The organism is Lonsdalea britannica (genome assembly GCF_002111595.1).
GTDB lineage: Bacteria > Pseudomonadota > Gammaproteobacteria > Enterobacterales > Enterobacteriaceae > Lonsdalea > Lonsdalea britannica.
The window spans coordinates 267271-284315 of the sequence record NZ_LUTN01000002.1 but is presented as its reverse complement, the minus strand read 5'-3'; the positions used below and the strand labels follow the sequence as shown (position 1 = coordinate 284315).

The window sequence follows — 17045 nt, the reverse complement described above, 5'->3', positions numbered from 1 at the left end:
GCCAACAGGGAGAGGCTGGTACAAACGCGACCGTACAACCTTGAATTACGACAAAGGCGAGACTTTAAGACACGAGACCGCGTGCTCAATTCCGCCTTCTAATTGCGGACGCGTTTGGCTGCACTCGGGGCCGACGATCGGACAGCGCGTACAGAATACGCAGCCCGACGGCGGGTTGATGGGGGAAGGAAGATCCCCTTCCAGCAATTGAATCTGCTTGTTGCGCTCTTTGTCCGGATCCGGGATCGGCACGGCCGACATCAGTGCCCGAGTGTAGGGATGCAGCGGATTGCGATATAGCGCGCTGTCTGTGCCCAGCTCCACCGCATGTCCCAAATACATGACCAGAACACGATCGGAAATATGCTTCACGACCGACAGGTCATGAGCGATGAAGATTAGCGCCAGCCCCATTTCCCGCTGCAACTGCTGCAACAGATTTACCACCTGAGCTTGTATAGACACATCCAGCGCGGAAACCGGCTCGTCGCAGATAATCAGCTTGGGCTGCAAAATCAGCGCCCGAGCGATGCCGATGCGTTGGCATTGGCCGCCGGAAAACTCATGCGGGTAGCGGTTGATGTGACTCGGCAGAAGTCCGACTTTTTTCATCATCGTCTTGACCCGCTCTTTGACGTCGGCACGGGAAAGCGCCGGACGATAGGTTTTAAGCGGTTCCGCGATGATTTCACCTACCGTCATCCGAGGATTCAGCGACGCCAACGGGTCCTGAAATATCATCTGGATATCGCTACGCACATCGTGCCATTGTTTGTCGTTGAATCCCTGCAGATCCTGCCCCAACCAGCTGATTCTGCCGCCGCTGGCTTTGACCAGCCCAATGATGGCCCGCGCCAATGTTGATTTGCCGCAGCCGGACTCGCCGACGATCCCTAAAGTTTCTCCTTCATAAAGACGGAAAGAGACGCCGTCGACCGCTTTTAATTTCTGAGGCGGCTGCCAGAACCACTGTTTTTCGCTGCGCACATCGAAATGGACTTTCAGGTCATCGACCTCAAGCAGCGTCTTGCGTTGTCCTATTGAACTCATAGCGTCACCTCCTCGACACGACGGAAGCAGGCGCGCATCCGCCCCTCTTCAAACTCGGTCAACACGGGCGTCTGCTCGCACTCCGGCAAGGAGTACGGACAACGCGGTTGGAAAGGACATCCCAACGGCAATCGCAGTAAGTTTGGCGGATTACCGGGGATCGTCGCCAACACGTCATTCTCGACATCCAGCCGCGGCACCGCATTCAACAGCCCGATCGAATATGGGTGCGTCGGCGTGTAAAAAATATCGCGCGCGGACCCGTATTCCATTGTGCGTCCAGCGTACATTACCAGCACTTTGTCGCAGATCCCCGCGACCACGCCAAGATCATGCGTGATCATAATAATGGCCGTATTGAACTCTTGCTGTAGCTCGCCGAGCAGCGTCATGATCTGCGCCTGCACGGTCACGTCCAGCGCCGTCGTGGGCTCATCGGCGATCAGCAGTTTGGGCCGGCACAACAGGGCCATGGCAATCATGACGCGTTGACGCATTCCTCCGGAAAACTCATGCGGAAACATACGCATCCGCTTTTTCGCTTCCGGCATTTTCACCGCATCCAGCATCTGCACTGACTGGGCGAAAGCATCATGTTTACTCAGTTTTTTGTGCAACATCAGGACTTCCATCAGCTGCTCGCCTACGCGCATGTAAGGATTCAGGGATGTCATCGGGTCCTGAAAAATCATGGCGATCTCCTGGGCACGCAGACGATTAAGCTGAGATTCTGGTAGGTTGAGTATCTCGCGTCCGTCGAAGCACGCGGAGCCACTCACTTTCCCATTAGCCGCCAGTAGCCCCATCAGCGCAAACGCTGTCTGCGACTTTCCGGAACCCGATTCGCCCACGATGCCCAGCGTTTCGCCCGCATGGAGCGAGAAGTTCAGGTCATTCACCGCCGTGGCCGCGCCATCCGGCGTATTAAAGACGACCCGCAGGTCGTTGACGCTGAGCAGCGGTTCGCGGGATTGTGTCGTTGTTATCATCTCGCCTCTCCTCAGCGGTCTTTCGGATCGAGGGCGTCACGTAAGCCATCGCCGATAAAGTTGAAACAGAACAGCGTCACCACCAGGAAACCCGCCGGGTAGAACAACAACCAAGGCGCCACTTCCATCGAGTTGGCGCCATCGTTCAAGAGCGCGCCCCAACTGCTCATGGGTTCTTGCGTGCCCAACCCCAAAAAACTCAGGAAGGATTCAAACAGGATCATGCTAGGAACCAGCAACGAGGCATATACCACAACCACGCCCAACACGTTCGGGACGATGTGTCTGAGGACGATGCCGCGTGTCGACACGCCGCCGACCAACGCAGCCTCGATAAACTCTTTGCGCTTGAGACTTAGCGTCTGCCCCCGGACAATGCGCGCCATGTCCAGCCACGACACCATGCCGATGGCGACAAAAATCAAGAGCATGTTCTGCCCAAAAAACGTCACCAGAAGAATCACGAAAAACATAAAAGGAAATGAGTTCAGAATTTCCAGAATACGCATCATGATCGAGTCGACCGCCCCGCCCATGTAACCGGACAACGCGCCATACAACGTGCCTACCACGACCGCCACTAACGCCGCAGCCACGCCCACCATCAGCGATACCCGACCGCCCACGGCCACGCGTACCAGCAAATCGCGTCCTGAAGAGTCCGTGCCGAAATAGTGTCCACTCGCCCTATCCGGCGCGGCCGACATCATGTTCCAATCCGTATCGGCATAATCAAACGAAGAAAATTGCGGCGCGATCGCAACAAACAGCGTGATTAATAACAGTAACAGAAGGCTCGTCAGCGCCGCGCGGTTATGTATGAAACGGCGACGGGCGTCCTGCCACAGACTGCGGCCTTCCACATCCAGCTGTTCGCTAAAGCGGTCCAACGCATCACGATTTTTTTTATTCCAAAACATCTGCGCCTCGACTTAATAGCGAATTTTGGGGTCGATTACCGCGTACAGCACGTCAATAATCGCGTTAAACAAAATGGTTAGCGCCCCGACCAAAATGGTCAGGCTCAACACTAGCGAGTAGTCTCGGTTCTGCGCGCCATTGACGAACAGTTGGCCAATACCCGGCAGGCCGAAAATAGTCTCTATGACCATCGATCCCGTGATGATGCCGACGAAGGCGGGCCCCATGTAAGACAACACCGGCAACAGCGCCGGTTTCAGCGCGTGGCGCAGGATAATCTTGCGCATCGGCAATCCTTTAGCGCGCGCGGTACGAATAAAGTTGGAATGCAACACTTCGATCATGGAACCGCGTGTGATGCGGGCAATACTGGCGATATAAGAGAGCGAAAGCGCGACCATCGGCAAAATAATGTATCTGGGCGCCCCGCCATTCCAGCCACCGCCAGGCAGCCATTTCAGTATGATCGCGAAGACCAATACCAGTAGCGGCGCGACGACAAAGCTCGGGATCACCACGCCCGTCATCGCAAATCCCATCACCGTAAAGTCCCATTTCCCGTTCTGGTTTAACGCCGCCACCACGCCCGCGGATACGCCCAAAATGATAGCCAGCAGAAACGCAGCGGCGCCAAGTTTGGCTGATACAGGAAAGGCGCGTAGCACCAGATCGTTCACCGAATAGTCTTTGTATTTGAACGAGGGTCCGAAATCCCCGTGCGCGAGCTGCACTAAATAGTGCCCATACTGCGTGAGAATAGGATCGTTCAGATGGTATTTGGCCTCGATATTGGCCATGACTTCCGGCGGGAGATTGCGCTCGCCGGTAAAAGGACTGCCGGGGGCAAGCCGCATCATGAAGAAAGAGAGGGTGATGAGTACGAAGAGTGTCGGTATCGCTTCCAGACACCGACGAAAAATAAATTTAAGCATGGGCCTTACCTATCAAACCGGTCAAAAAAAGCGGTTTTTATTATTGCAAGGCTGCCGCCCGTGCTGGCGCGGCAGCAATGAGCTTATTGTTTGATAATGTAAAGATCTTTGACTTTTACGTAGTCCAGCGGATCTTTCCCGGTCAATCCGCCGACGTACGGTTTAACCAACCGCAAATTGGCGTAATAATAAATTGGCGCGATCGTCGCATCCTTATCCAGCTGCGCTTCCGCCTGCTGATAAAGTGCGGCTCGTTCAGCATCGGTTTTTGCCGCCAGCGCTTTATCCATCAATTGGTCAAACCGCGGACTGTTATAGTGCGAGGTATTACTACTGCTGTTAGAGACCATGCTATTCAAAAAGCCGGACGGCTCGTTGTAATCCGCACACCATCCGCCCCGCGCCAGGTCGTAATTGCCCTGATGTCGATTATCCAGGAAGGTTTTCCATTCCTGATTTTCCAGTTTTACATTGACGCCGATATTGCTTTTCCAGATTGACGCCGCCGCAATCGACATCTTTTTATGTAAATCGGAGGTGTTGTACAGGAGTGTCAAAGTCAGCGGTTTTTCCGCGCTGTAGCCGGCCTCGGCCAATAATCTTTTCGCTTCTTCGTTACGTTTCTGCTGAGACCAGCTTGCCCACTCCGGTTTCAACACGGCCATACCATCAATATATGGCGGGGTGTAACCAAAGGCTGGCGTATCGCCCTGATTTTTTACCTTGTTGGTCAGGATGTCCTGATCGAGTCCCAGACGCAGCGCGTTGCGCACTCTGACATCATTAAACGGCGCTTTCTGATTATTGATTTCGAAATAATAGGTGCACAGATAAGGATCGGCGTGAACTTCGCTCGGGATCTCTTTTTTTAATTTTTGGAACAATTCGATCGGAAGGTAATTATAGGTCATGTCGATTTCACCGCTGCGATAGCGATTGACGTCGGTCACTTCCGAAGTGATAGGCAGGTAAACGACTTTGTTGATGACGGTATGCGCGTTGTCCCAATAATTGGGGTTTCTCTCAAGCACAAGTTTCTCATTGACCACCCACTCTTTCAGCTTATAGGCACCGTTACCGACCCAGTTTGCAGGCTGCGTCCATTTTTCGCCGAATTTTTCGACGGCTTTTTTATATACCGGGAAGGTCGCCGGATAGACCAGCAATTTATAGAAATAAGGGACCGGCTGACTTAATGTGACCTGTAGCGTGTGATCGTCTAGCGCCTTAATGCCCAACGTATCGGTGGCTTTTTTACCGGCCACCACATCGTCAATATTCACGATATGGCCGAATTGCAGGTAAGAGGCATAGGGAGAAGCCGTTTTTGGATCGGTCACTCGCCGCCAACTATATACAAAATCGTCTGCGGTCACCGGATCGCCATTAGACCAACGGGCATCTTTACGCAGATGGAAGGTCCAGACCGTAAAATTCTGGTTATCCCAGCTTTCCGCCACGCCAGGAATGATCTTCCCGTCGGGGTCGGTGTTGACCAGCCCTTCCAACAGATCGCGCGACACATTGGTTTCCGGTACGCCTTCGATTTTATGCGGGTCCAGCGACGCAACTTCTGCGCCGTTATTTCGCACCAGCTCCTGTTTATCCGCCAGCTGCACACCGGGCGGGACCACGGCAGCCCAGCTCGACATCGATACTGCTGCGCTAAACATGCCCAGTGCCGTCATGAACCGCCGCGGTTGAAATCTGAGTTTTGCCATTGTTGATTATGCTCCTGTTGTGCTTTTTTATTGCACGACGTCGACCCACCACGCGGCGCTTTCAGGGAACGAGTCTGATGGTCGCCACGTGCTGCCCCTATCGTTTTCATCATTAAGGAACACAATGCGTTCCCCAGCAATGAAATCAGGCTCATCGAGTCTCAGTCATGCGTCTACCCTAACCTCGCCGTTTACAGAGAAACGCAGCGTCTCGCTATCCCCTGAGAAAAATGGCTGAAGAGAAACGGCATGGTAAGTTTAAATTAACTTACCTTTAGTAATGATTAAACACCTAATCAAGCCGACGCTAGCAAAAGAATGACGCTACGCCAATAGAATTCACGTGCTGTTACTTAATTTTCTATTGTGAGAAAACTCTGCGGAAAATATGAACAAAGCCTTCCGTCATCACATTAAAATTATAGCGTTATGTAGGTTATTTTTTATGTAAAACAGGATATCAACCTACCATAAGAAGTTGTTATTACTGATTCACGCATTTGCTCCTACAGAGCTCAGCGTGTCACTTTTGATAATCATTCGTCAATGACTGTGGGGATAATCACAAAAAACAGAGTGCGCGGTCTCAACCTCGCACGCTAACATCAAGATCCATGCCGTTATTTGTTTCGCTCCGCCTCAATAAACCATCAATATTTTTTATATAAAAAACCGGCTGACGCATGGGCGACAGCCGGTAAGTCCAGTGATCGAATAATCAGATAATAGAAACGGCGCTTATAACAATCCGGGGAACGTCGATCTCAGGCCGGTCACAATAAATTCGATACCGAGCGACATCAGTAATAAGCCCATGATACGAGTGACGACGTTAATACCGGTTTGCCCCAGTAGCCGGACAAGCATTGGGGCGGCACGAAATAATAGCCAACAACAAAATGAAAACAGGGCGATGGTTAATGACAACCCAACCAGGTTGGGCCAACCATGATATCGAGAGCTCCATACAATGGTGGAGCTGATAGCACCGGGTCCCGCCATGAGCGGTAGCGCCAAAGGGACGACCCCAACGCTTTCGCGGTTGGCGTTTTCCGTTTTTTCCTGCTTATTCTGTTTATGCTCACCCAGCTTACCGCCAATCATCGACATCGCGATCGTCATCACCAGAATGCCCCCGGCGATACGAAATGAATCAATGGAAATACCGAACAACCGCAGAATGCCATCACCGAAAAATAAGGAGACCCAGAGAATAAGAACAACGGAAACATTCGCCGTTAAATTCGTTCTGTCTCGTTCATTATTATCCTGATAACTGGTCATCCCTATAAATACGGGTAAAACGCCGATAGGGTTAACGAGGGCGAATAAGCCGACGAAAAATTTTATAAAACTGGAAAAATCCAGCACAGAATGCATCACACCGCACCTCAGACAGTCTTCAGGAAGATAAGAGAATTACGGGCGCATTGTAATGAAAATAAGACGACACGTCCCTCTCGATAATCGAATATTCCTCTGTTTTTTTCTATGTAAGTAAAATAAACAGGTAAATACACTTTTCAACCAAAAACGTTAACTTTTCGAAATGACCTGATTTTGATTGGTTTTAACTATCAATCAAAATAAGCTGAATGGAGTCAGCCGGTAAAATATTGGACCAGGATCACAAAAAGACGATTGATAACCCTGTAGTCTGATCGCAATCGCTAAAACGAGACCCACAGAATAAATAGCCAAAAAAGTATTTGGCTTCAGCCCCCCATGGGGGGTAGCAGAGCAGCAGCCAACAACGACCCGTGTTGACTTCGGTAATGAGTATAGCGCGAGCTCTTTGAGTCAATGGGGCGCGGACAGATGCCACGGCATTGCCCCCCGTAATACCAGCATGTCGACAGACGTGACTGCCCGTTAAGCGGCAACTATTGACTGAAAGAGTTTGAATAATTACAGGAGATCATTATGGCCGTAACCAATGTGGCAGAACTTAACGCACTGGTTGAACGTGTAAAACACGCTCAGCGCAAGTTTGCCAGCTTTTCACAAGAGCAAGTGGATACCATTTTCCGTGCTGCCGCTCTGGCTGCCGCAGATGCCCGTATCCCTCTGGCGAAAATGGCCGTTGCCGAATCAGGCATGGGGATTGTCGAAGATAAAGTGATTAAAAACCATTTTGCCTCCGAATATATCTACAATGCCTACAAGGATGAAAAAACCTGTGGCGTTCTGTCCGTCGACGATGCTTTCGGTACCATCACCATTGCAGAACCTATCGGTCTAATCTGCGGTATCGTCCCCACGACCAACCCGACCTCCACGGCGATTTTTAAAGCATTAATCAGTCTTAAAACCCGTAACGGCATCATATTCTCCCCTCACCCACGCGCCAAAGACGCCACGAATAAAGCGGCGGATATCGTGCTGCAAGCCGCCATTGCGGCGGGCGCGCCGAAAGACATTATTGGCTGGATCGATGCGCCTTCCGTCGAGCTGTCTAATCAATTAATGCACCATCCGGATATCAATCTGATCCTGGCGACAGGCGGTCCCGGCATGGTGAAAGCAGCCTACAGTTCCGGTAAACCGGCTATCGGCGTCGGCGCAGGCAATACGCCGGTCGTAATTGACGAAACCGCGGATATCAAACGTGCGGTGGCTTCCATCCTCATGTCCAAAACCTTCGATAACGGTGTGATTTGCGCGTCGGAGCAGTCCGTCGTCGTCGTGGATGACGTCTATGACGCCGTACGTGAACGTTTCGCCTCCCATGGGGGCTATTTACTGCAAGGTCAGGAGCTGACGGCCGTTCAGGGCGTCCTGTTGAAAAACGGCGCGCTGAACGCCGCAATCGTCGGTCAGCCAGCTGCAGATATCGCTAAACTGGCTGGCATCACCGTGCCGGCAAAAACCAAAGTGTTGATCGGCGAAGTCAGTAAAATTGATGAATCTGAACCGTTTGCACACGAAAAACTGTCTCCGACACTGGCGATGTACCGCGCGAAAGACTTTGACGATGCGGTAGCGAAAGCGGAGCAACTGGTCGCGATGGGCGGTATCGGCCATACCTCCTGCCTTTATACCGATCAGGACAACGAAAAAGCGCGCATTGATACCTTCGGCGACAAAATGAAGACCTCGCGTATTCTGATCAACACCCCGGCATCTCATGGCGGGATCGGTGATTTGTACAACTTCAAACTGGCGCCGTCATTGACGCTGGGCTGTGGCTCATGGGGCGGTAACTCGATTTCAGAAAACGTCGGGCCGAAACACCTGATCAACCGTAAAACGGTAGCGAAGCGAGCTGAAAATATGTTGTGGCACAAAATTCCCAAATCTATCTATTTCCGCCGGGGGGCTTTGCCGCTGGCGCTTGAAGAAATCGCGACGGAAGGCGCCAAGCGCGCTTTCATCGTCACAGACCCGTTCTTGTTCAACAATGGCTACGTCGATCAGGTCACCAGCGTGCTGAAACGCCATGGCATGGAAGTGGACGTGTTCTTTGAAGTGGAAGCCGACCCCACCCTGAGCGTTGTACGACGCGGCGTGGAGAAGATGAACGTATTCAATCCTGATGTGATTATCGCGCTGGGTGGGGGTTCCCCGATGGATGCGGCGAAAATCATGTGGGTACTATATGAACATCCAGACGCACACTTCGCGGACCTGGCTCTGCGCTTTATGGATATTCGCAAACGCATCTATAAATTCCCCAAAATGGGGGTCAAAGCGAAGATGGTGGCGATTACGACCACTTCCGGTACCGGTTCAGAAGTGACGCCGTTCGCCGTCGTCATCGACGATGCGACAGGTCAAAAATACCCACTGGCAGACTATGCGTTGACGCCGGACATGGCCATCATCGATGCCAATCTTGTGATGAATATGCCGAAATCGCTGTGTGCATTCGGCGGTCTGGATGCGGTAACACATGCGCTGGAAGCCTATGTTTCCGTACTGGCTAACGAATACTCGGATGGTCAGGCCTTGCAGGCATTGAAACTGCTGAAAGACAATCTGCCGGCAAGCTACCACGAAGGCGCCAAGAATCCGGTTGCCCGTGAGCGTGTGCATAACGCCGCCACTATCGCCGGTATCGCATTTGCTAACGCCTTCCTCGGCGTATGCCACTCCATGGCTCATAAGTTAGGGTCAGAGTTCCATATTCCACACGGCCTAGCCAACGCCCTGTTGATCTGCAACGTTATTCGTTATAACGCGAATGACGTACCGACCAAGCAGACGGCGTTCAGTCAGTATGACCGCCCGCAGGCACGTCGTCGCTATGCTGAGATTGCCGATCATCTGGGTCTGAGCGCAGCAGGCGACCGGACGGCGCAGAAAATTGAGAAGCTGCTGGGCTGGTTGGAGTCGCTGAAGAAAGAGCTGGGTATTCCTGCTTCTATTCGTGAAGCGGGCGTTCAGGAAGCTGACTTCCTGGCCAAAGTGGATAAGCTGTCTGAAGATGCTCTGGACGACCAGTGCACTGGAGCAAACCCACGCTTCCCGCTGATTGTCGAAGTGAAGCAAATTCTGCTGGATAGTTATTATGGCCGCACGTTCTCAGAACAAGACGACGCGGCCCCGGCCGTTGAACAAACAAAAGCGCCCGCTAAAAAGCGCAAAAGTGGTAAATCGTAAGTTAATTAAATACCCACTGTTGTGACTCTCCAAACCCCGTGTCGTTGACGCGGGGTTTTTTATTAACCGTCAGCAAAGCCGCACATAAGCCGACATTGCATGCAGGGCTAAAAGAACGTGGCGTCACAAGAACACGGCGCCAGCGTTGTATTGAGGCTACGGATGGGAAGGATATGCCTGGGAGAAGCGTTGACGCGTTATTTTTTATCAGTGGGAAGGTATCGCCCTCCTGCGCCAATTAAGATTCTGTGGTTGTTCGTGATGAGCCGTTTGTGTATGCCTAGCCATAGGCGTGAATCTTTTAAACACAGAAACACGACTAACATGCGCGACGTAACGTGATGCACCCCAACATAATACGGAGTAAAAACACCACAATTTCAGGTTGAAACGGTCAGGCCGAAAGATTCATGGTGCTTATTAATATGACTTAACTGAAAAGTGTGGACGGGATAAAATTTTCTTTATATCAATAGTTACAAAAGTAAGTATGTCCTAGGGTTACTCAATTATTTCATACCTTTTGCTATAAAACCGTTAACCTGCGGACTCATTTGGCGTGAAAATAATATGGATAAATTAAGGGTAACGCCGTATGGCGACCTTCCGAATGAAGGATGGCGAGATGCCAACATATAATTTATGAGTCAATAGTTCTGGTCAGAGGTTCTTTTCTTATTCGGTTTTAAATAGACCTTCATAATCCACATGATACGTTGTTCATCAGGCTAAGAAGTGCGCCCATAGCGCAATCTTTTGCGTTGTATTGTAAATAGCCTCTCTCTGGGAACACTTGGCTTATTTACGCGAAGAACGAGTCTTTGGGCTCTGGTTAGCCTTAAAATAAATTCGACCGATATCAAATACAGTGAGGATCTCTACATCACGCGTCATGATTTGGAATTGATTGTAACAATCTCACTAAAGAGACTTTAGGCGAGCAGCATTTACGCTATTCCCTGCGGAGACAGCGCGAGTAATTGAGCCGTTTAAACAGGACAAATTGCGATTAATTGTTGGCTAAACAAACCGTGACAACAGGTCGGACCATAATTCATCCAGCAGGACGTAACCAAATGTATTAGCAATTCTGAAAGATTTATATCGGTCACCCGATACGTGATGACTGTATTAGATTTGTTATTTTTGGGGATAATACAAATCTACCTATTGCAGAAAATAAAATAGCGCTCTATTATCTCTCGTACAGCCACTAATTAAATATATTTTGAGACTAATACAATGAGCGAAGCACTAAAGATTCTAAACAACATCCGTACCCTGCGCGCCCAGGCAAGAGAATGTAGTCTGGAAACGCTGGAAGAAATGCTGGAAAAACTGGAAGTCGTGGTTAATGAACGCCGCGAAGAAGAAAGCCAAGCTCAGGCAGAAATTGAAGAACGTACCCGCAAATTGCAGCAGTACCGCGATATGTTAATTGCAGACGGTATCGATCCGAATGAACTGCTTCAGTCTTTAGGCTCTACTAAAGTTGCCGGTAAAAGCAAACGCGCTGCTCGCCCTGCTAAATACCAGTACACTGATGAAAATGGCGAAGTCAAAACCTGGACTGGTCAGGGCCGCACTCCGGCAGTGATCAAAAAAGCTATCGAAGAACAGGGTAAATCTCTGGATGACTTTCTGCTGTAATAGCATTACATAATTAATTCTTATGAAATACCCCCTGCATGCAGGGGGTATTTTTTTATCTTGATGACAGGAGAATTACGCTGGGCGGGATAAGGTGAAAGCCTCTGTACTTGCACAGAGGGCTAAAAATAATTAGCTATTTTCTTCCTGAACAGCAGTTTTCAACCACTCGTTGAACTCTGTACCCAGCGTTTTATGACGTAACCCATATTCAACGAAAGCTGACATGTAACCCAGCTTATTACCGCAGTCATGGCTGATACCTTTGAGGTGATAAGCCTCAACGGTCTCTTTATCCATCAACATGGCGATAGCATCGGTCAGCTGAATTTCGTTACCCGCACCCGGAGGCGTTTTCTTCAGGAAGTCCCAGATTTGATCTGAAAGGACATACCGCCCCACCACGGCCAAATTAGACGGCGCCTCATCCGCTTTAGGTTTTTCAACCACGCCAACCATTGGTGCGCTATCACCGGGCTTCAGCGCCCTTCCCTGACAATCCACAACGCCATAGCTGCTGACGTCTTCAACAGGCTCAACCATAATCTGGCTGTGTCCTGTTTCTTCGAAACGTTGTAGCATTTCGCTCAAATTGTCTTTCTTCAGGTTACTTTCGTATTCATCGATAATCACGTCCGGCAAAATAACCGCTACGGGTTCGTCGCCTACCAGCGGGTAAGCACACAATACGGCATGCCCCAGGCCTTTAGCGACGCCCTGACGTACCTGCATAATAGTGACATGCTCAGGACAAATAGATTTAACCTCATCCAACAACTGACGCTTAACGCGCTTTTCCAACATAGCTTCAAGTTCAAAGCTGGTATCGAAGTGGTTTTCAATCGAGTTTTTGGAGGAGTGCGTAACCAGAATAATTTCGTTAATGCCTGCCGCAATACATTCATTGACTACGTATTGAATTAAAGGTTTATCAACCAGCGGTAACATTTCCTTAGGAATAGCCTTAGTGGCTGGCAGCATACGCGTACCCAGCCCGGCCACAGGAATGACCGCTTTTTTTACTTTTTTATTGACAGCTGACATAAACAACCTCGTATATTTCGTTCAAATAATGAGCTTTATTTATCTTCTAAACATAAGCACTGAGTATATCAGTTCCGATACGCATTGCCCGGTACTGACTCATACTCGGAAAAAGAAAGCGCATTACCCCTCAAATTGTAGAAAATCAAATAATCACAATGCGTCGCTACAGGTTGAAGTATGCTTATCTCGGTGACCATCGGATTAATCCGTAGAAACCATTAAACGTAACTGCCCACCACTTCCCCATATCTGACACTGCCACGATTCGCACTGATAGCCGAGTTGATTGAGATAAGCGCTGTCCTTTGCACCCAGCGGAATACCGCTGTGCAGCATCAACTGATTTTCTTTTACGCTAAGCGTCGCATGTAATCCTGCAGAAATAAGAATCAGTTTTTTTACACTGTGATGGTAATACCCAACCAATAATGGAAACTCGCCTTTAAGCCCGGCATGGCGCAACAATTGATTCACTTGTCTTAACAACATAGATAATTCAGGTTGCTTCCGCTGCTGGTTAGTAAGGTGCTCACGTAACAGCCCATTGAATAATGCGCGTAATAACAATGCAGCCACCACACCATTATTATGATCGGCCTGTGTCACATCCAGACAGTAAAAAGCCAGTTCATCTTCCGATAACGCCACGATATCCAATACCAACCCTGGATGATCCGCAACGGTTAGCTGCCGATAATTAATACGACACTGGGCAATCGTTTGATTAACGGGCGGCTGTAATTGCTCGAGAAGCTTGTTGACATCGGCCGGGCATTGATTCAGCGATTCCATATCCTGCATTAATTTGTCGACTTCACTGACTTGGGAAGTAAACATGTCAGGATAGAGGCATGACATTACCGTTTCACGTAATCGGTTATAATCATTGACCGGTTTCAGCAGGACATCCTGCACGCCGAGCCGTAATATTTTCGCCACATCCGCCATATGACTGGTCGCCGAAATAACCAGAATGGGCGTTTCTGTATTCTGCTGACGAAATCGATCGACAAACTCAAATCCACCCATCGTAGGCATATTCAAATCGCAGATGATCAAATCCGGCTGTTGGTGAGTAATCATATCGAAGGCATTCTGGCCGTTGTCCGCTTCAATGATGTTGGCACCCAGTGAAGTCAGATAACCCGCTAGCACAGAGCGGAAAACAGCCTCATCCTCAACGATTAAAATCTCTTTCCCCGTTAATGGTCGTGCCATTAGTTACCCCTTAAAACTCAGTCTGTTCATATTCATCTTGCTGATGTTGTAATTCAGGCTACCCGACGGTGATCAGGTAGCCCGGTAAACCAATGGCAATAACATCTCTCGTTGTTTTTCCACCGCCAGTCTGCCCGCATCCATGGCTTCCTGCGCGCGATGAAAATCCAACGTCGCTATCTGCGGGCAGTAGGGTTGAATCAGCACGTCTGGCGGATCGCCGGCCATACGACTCATTTTCAGACGGTTCTCGAGCACCTGAATTGAGGTGCTCATAATCTCCATCGCCGTGGGTCTGACTTCCGCAGGCTGTCGCCCTCCCAGATGAAGTCGTTCACGTATTCGCTGCGACCATCCCCCCACAGACACGACATCCATCTCCGGTTGCGGCGGTTTCACTGAAAGCAAATCGTGACTTTTCAGACTTGCATCATGCTGTAAGTCAACGGCAATCACGATATCTGCCCCCATCGCCCGCGTTAATGACACGGGGACAGGATTGACGACCGCGCCGTCCACCAGCCAGTAGCCGTTGAACGCAACCGGCGATAGCAATCCCGGCATACTGCATGAAGCGCGTATAGACAGGTGTAGGTCACCTTCTGTTAACCAGAGTTCACGACCTGTACTCAAATTGGTGGCGACCGCGCCAAACTTGATCGCGCAATCTTCAATACACTGGGTACGCAACAGCCGACGAACCTGTTCGAAAACGCGATCGCCCCGCAGTAATCCCCCTCGCGCCAGGATAGATCCATCAATCGGATCACATCCCAATAGCCAAAACCACCGACCCAACGGGCCATGCTGTCCAACTGGTTGGTCGCATAAGCAGCGCCGACCAACGAGCCGACCGAACATCCGGCGACGATCTCAGGCTCAATGCCGAGTTCCTTTAACGCTTTAATGACACCAATATGTGCCCATCCCTTTGCGGCACCGGACCCCAAAGCCAATCCGACCTTGACCTTACGCATGGTTTCCCCCCTGCCTGCTTTATTCTAGACTACATTGCCATGCGTCAAACTCGCTGGGTACTATATGAAGCGTTTTTAAGATACGTCTCAATTATTTAATTCATAAAAAAATTATTAAGGTAGATATTGTGTCCGAATGTTGCTTTTGCGGCAATCAACAACCTTTTTCACGCTGCTGTGAGCCTTATATCAACGGTGTAAAGACTCCTCCCACCCCTGAATCCTTGATGCGATCGCGTTATAGCGCTTATGTTCAGCAAAACGTCGACTACCTGATCGCCACATGGCACCCCTCGTGCCTCGCCGAGAATTTCAGAACAGAGATCGCGGCAACCTGCAACAACACCGAATGGCAGGGTCTAAACGTATTGGCGAAGCGTGAGGGAAAGGAGGCTGATGAGGGATTCGTCGAGTTTGCGGCACGCTATGCAGACAAGGACACGCCTCAGCGCAACGTGTTGATGAGAGAGCGCTCACGCTTCCTTCGCCATCACGATCGCTGGTACTATGTCGACGGCGTTCATCTGTCGACCGGCAGAAATGAAGCCTGTCCCTGCGGCTCAGGTAAAAAATACAAAAAGTGCTGCGGACAATAGAGTAACAGCCCGCCTTTTCGGCACGGCTCAATAAAAATGATTGATATTTGCTTTGGACAGGATCGACACCCCCATGCAATCCCATAATATGCAAAGAAAAGTTCTACGGACTATCTGCCCTGATTCAAAAGGGTTGATCGCGAAAATCACCAATATTTGCTACAAGCACGAACTGAACATCGTGCAAAACTCCGAGTATGTCGACCATCGTACCGGACGTTTCTTCATGCGCACCGAATTGGAAGGCATCTTCAACGATACGACGCTGCTGGAAGATCTGGACAGCGCTTTACCGGTAGGCTCTGTTCGTGAACTGAGCGACGCAGGCCGTCGCCGCATTGTGATTCTGGTGACCAAAGAAGCCCACTGCCTGGGCGATCTGCTGATGAAAAATGCCTATGGCGGTTTGGATGTCGAAATCGCGGCGGTCATCGGGAATCATGAAACATTACGAACATTGGTTGAGCGTTTCGATATTCCGTTCCATCTGATCAGCCACGAAGGGTTGTCCCGCGACGAACACGATCAACAGATGATCGCTCAGATCGACCAGTATCAACCGGACTATGTTGTGCTGGCGAAGTACATGCGTGTCCTGACCCCGGCATTCGTTCAGCACTATCCGAATCAGGTCATCAACATCCACCATTCATTCCTGCCCGCTTTTATCGGGGCACGCCCATACCATCAGGCGTACGAGCGCGGCGTTAAAATCATCGGCGCCACCGCTCACTATGTAAACGACAGTCTGGATGAAGGCCCGATCATCATGCAGGACGTCATTCATGTTGATCATACCTATACGGCTGACGACATGATGCGCGCAGGTCGCGACGTGGAGAAAAACGTCCTTAGCCGGGCTCTCTACCAGGTGCTGGCTCAGCGTGTTTTCGTCTACGGAAATCGCACGATCATCCTGTAACGCACAGCCTCATGCCGTATAGCTGCTCAAGACAGCGGCAGAAGGCATAAAAAACCGGCAAACGAATCTGATTTTACCGGTTCAGACTTTACAGGGGCGCGGCATTTGATATGATGCGCCCCGCTTAACACAAAACACGTTTCAGGCCAGTGGTGGGGTTCCCGAGCGGCCAAAGGGAGCAGACTGTAAATCTGCCGTCACAGACTTCGAAGGTTCGAATCCTTCCCCCACCACCATCTTCCAAATAGTCCCCTCAAATTAATCCCATATTAAGAAATTACCTGTTCCCATTAGGGGGAAGGTGAGAACCTTCGACAAGGTTCGAGTCGAGCATCGCGAGACAACGTGCGCAGCACGGCCCGAAGGGCGAGGAACGGAGTGACGAGTCACCCTTCCCCCGCTACCATCTCCGAAAGATAC

At 50.3% G+C, this 17045-nt stretch carries 12 protein-coding genes, 1 tRNA gene, 1 other RNA gene and 1 pseudogene; 6 read left to right on the top strand and 9 right to left on the bottom strand.

Features of this window, described 5'->3' with window-relative positions:
- Positions 1-45: 45 nt before the first annotated feature.
- The 6 genes from oppF to AU509_RS02715 all read right to left on the bottom strand — a co-directional run bounded on the left by oppF (position 46) and on the right by AU509_RS02715 (position 6996).
- Positions 46-1050 (bottom strand): murein tripeptide/oligopeptide ABC transporter ATP binding protein OppF, encoded by a 1005-nt coding sequence (oppF, locus tag AU509_RS02740; protein ID WP_094117589.1) that lies wholly within the window; start codon positions 1048-1050, stop codon positions 46-48.
- The gene (gene oppD, locus AU509_RS02735) at positions 1047-2039 is read right to left on the bottom strand and encodes an ABC transporter ATP-binding protein (protein WP_085651371.1); all 993 of its coding nucleotides are present in this window, start codon (positions 2037-2039) and stop codon (positions 1047-1049) included. Before oppD ends, oppF begins: the two co-directional genes overlap by 4 nt.
- Positions 2040-2050: 11 nt before the next feature.
- A complete protein-coding gene (gene oppC, locus AU509_RS02730; protein ID WP_085651372.1) occupies positions 2051-2959 on the bottom strand; it encodes an oligopeptide ABC transporter permease OppC in 909 nt (302 codons plus the stop codon).
- Positions 2960-2971: 12 nt separating this feature from the next.
- A complete protein-coding gene (gene oppB, locus AU509_RS02725) occupies positions 2972-3892 on the bottom strand; it encodes an oligopeptide ABC transporter permease OppB (protein ID WP_085651373.1) in 921 nt (306 codons plus the stop codon).
- Between the two features lie 83 nt (positions 3893-3975).
- Positions 3976-5580 (bottom strand): oligopeptide ABC transporter substrate-binding protein OppA, encoded by a 1605-nt coding sequence (oppA, locus tag AU509_RS02720; protein ID WP_085651399.1) that lies wholly within the window; start codon positions 5578-5580, stop codon positions 3976-3978.
- A 771-nt stretch (positions 5581-6351) separates the two neighbouring features.
- Complete coding sequence (locus tag AU509_RS02715) at positions 6352-6996, bottom strand: YchE family NAAT transporter (RefSeq protein WP_099045357.1); 645 nt, start codon at positions 6994-6996, stop codon at positions 6352-6354.
- A 540-nt stretch (positions 6997-7536) separates the two neighbouring features.
- On the opposite strand from AU509_RS02715, the gene adhE reads away from it, so the two are divergent.
- Positions 7537-10215, top strand: coding sequence for a bifunctional acetaldehyde-CoA/alcohol dehydrogenase (adhE, locus tag AU509_RS02710; protein ID WP_085651375.1), 2679 nt, complete (start codon positions 7537-7539; stop codon positions 10213-10215).
- A 1242-nt stretch (positions 10216-11457) separates the two neighbouring features.
- Positions 11458-11865 (top strand): histone-like nucleoid-structuring protein H-NS, encoded by a 408-nt coding sequence (hns, locus tag AU509_RS02705; protein WP_026739418.1) that lies wholly within the window; start codon positions 11458-11460, stop codon positions 11863-11865.
- A gap of 132 nt (positions 11866-11997) precedes the next feature.
- Here hns and galU read toward each other — a convergent pair whose 3' ends face one another.
- The 3 genes and pseudogenes from galU to rssA all read right to left on the bottom strand — a co-directional run bounded on the left by galU (position 11998) and on the right by rssA (position 15107).
- Positions 11998-12909, bottom strand: coding sequence for a UTP--glucose-1-phosphate uridylyltransferase GalU (gene galU, locus AU509_RS02700; RefSeq protein WP_085651376.1), 912 nt, complete (start codon positions 12907-12909; stop codon positions 11998-12000).
- A 204-nt stretch (positions 12910-13113) separates the two neighbouring features.
- Positions 13114-14130 carry a two-component system response regulator RssB gene (gene rssB / locus AU509_RS02695; protein WP_085651377.1) on the bottom strand — a complete coding sequence of 339 codons (1017 nt, stop codon included), beginning with the start codon at positions 14128-14130 and terminating at the stop codon, positions 13114-13116.
- A gap of 72 nt (positions 14131-14202) precedes the next feature.
- Positions 14203-15107 (bottom strand): annotated as a pseudogene (gene rssA, locus AU509_RS02690) (patatin-like phospholipase RssA).
- 128 nt (positions 15108-15235) lie between these two features.
- On the opposite strand from rssA, the gene AU509_RS02685 reads away from it, so the two are divergent.
- The 4 genes from AU509_RS02685 (at position 15236) to AU509_RS02670 (ending at position 17031) form a co-directional block, all read left to right on the top strand.
- The gene (locus AU509_RS02685) at positions 15236-15703 is read left to right on the top strand and encodes a YchJ family protein (protein WP_085651379.1); all 468 of its coding nucleotides are present in this window, start codon (positions 15236-15238) and stop codon (positions 15701-15703) included.
- Positions 15704-15776: 73 nt separating this feature from the next.
- Positions 15777-16625, top strand: a complete 849-nt coding sequence (gene purU, locus AU509_RS02680; protein ID WP_085651380.1) for a formyltetrahydrofolate deformylase — start codon at positions 15777-15779, stop codon at positions 16623-16625.
- A gap of 151 nt (positions 16626-16776) precedes the next feature.
- Positions 16777-16861 (top strand) — tRNA-Tyr (locus tag AU509_RS02675).
- Positions 16862-16906: 45 nt separating this feature from the next.
- Positions 16907-17031, top strand: a non-coding RNA gene (locus tag AU509_RS02670) — RtT sRNA.
- Positions 17032-17045 lie beyond the last annotated feature (14 nt).

Excerpts from the sequence above, each read along its gene's own strand:
- oppF (WP_094117589.1), bottom strand. The coding sequence starts at position 1,050 with ATGAGTTCAATAGGACAACGCAAGACGCTGCTTGAGGTCGATGACCTG.
- oppD (WP_085651371.1), bottom strand. The coding sequence starts at position 2,039 with ATGATAACAACGACACAATCCCGCGAACCGCTGCTCAGCGTCAACGAC.
- oppC (WP_085651372.1), bottom strand. The coding sequence starts at position 2,959 with ATGTTTTGGAATAAAAAAAATCGTGATGCGTTGGACCGCTTTAGCGAA.
- oppB (WP_085651373.1), bottom strand. The coding sequence starts at position 3,892 with ATGCTTAAATTTATTTTTCGTCGGTGTCTGGAAGCGATACCGACACTC.
- oppA (WP_085651399.1), bottom strand. The coding sequence starts at position 5,580 with ATGACGGCACTGGGCATGTTTAGCGCAGCAGTATCGATGTCGAGCTGG.
- adhE (WP_085651375.1), top strand. The coding sequence starts at position 7,537 with ATGGCCGTAACCAATGTGGCAGAACTTAACGCACTGGTTGAACGTGTA.
- hns (WP_026739418.1), top strand. The coding sequence starts at position 11,458 with ATGAGCGAAGCACTAAAGATTCTAAACAACATCCGTACCCTGCGCGCC.
- galU (WP_085651376.1), bottom strand. The coding sequence starts at position 12,909 with ATGTCAGCTGTCAATAAAAAAGTAAAAAAAGCGGTCATTCCTGTGGCC.
- rssB (WP_085651377.1), bottom strand. The coding sequence starts at position 14,130 with ATGGCACGACCATTAACGGGGAAAGAGATTTTAATCGTTGAGGATGAG.
- purU (WP_085651380.1), top strand. The coding sequence starts at position 15,777 with ATGCAATCCCATAATATGCAAAGAAAAGTTCTACGGACTATCTGCCCT.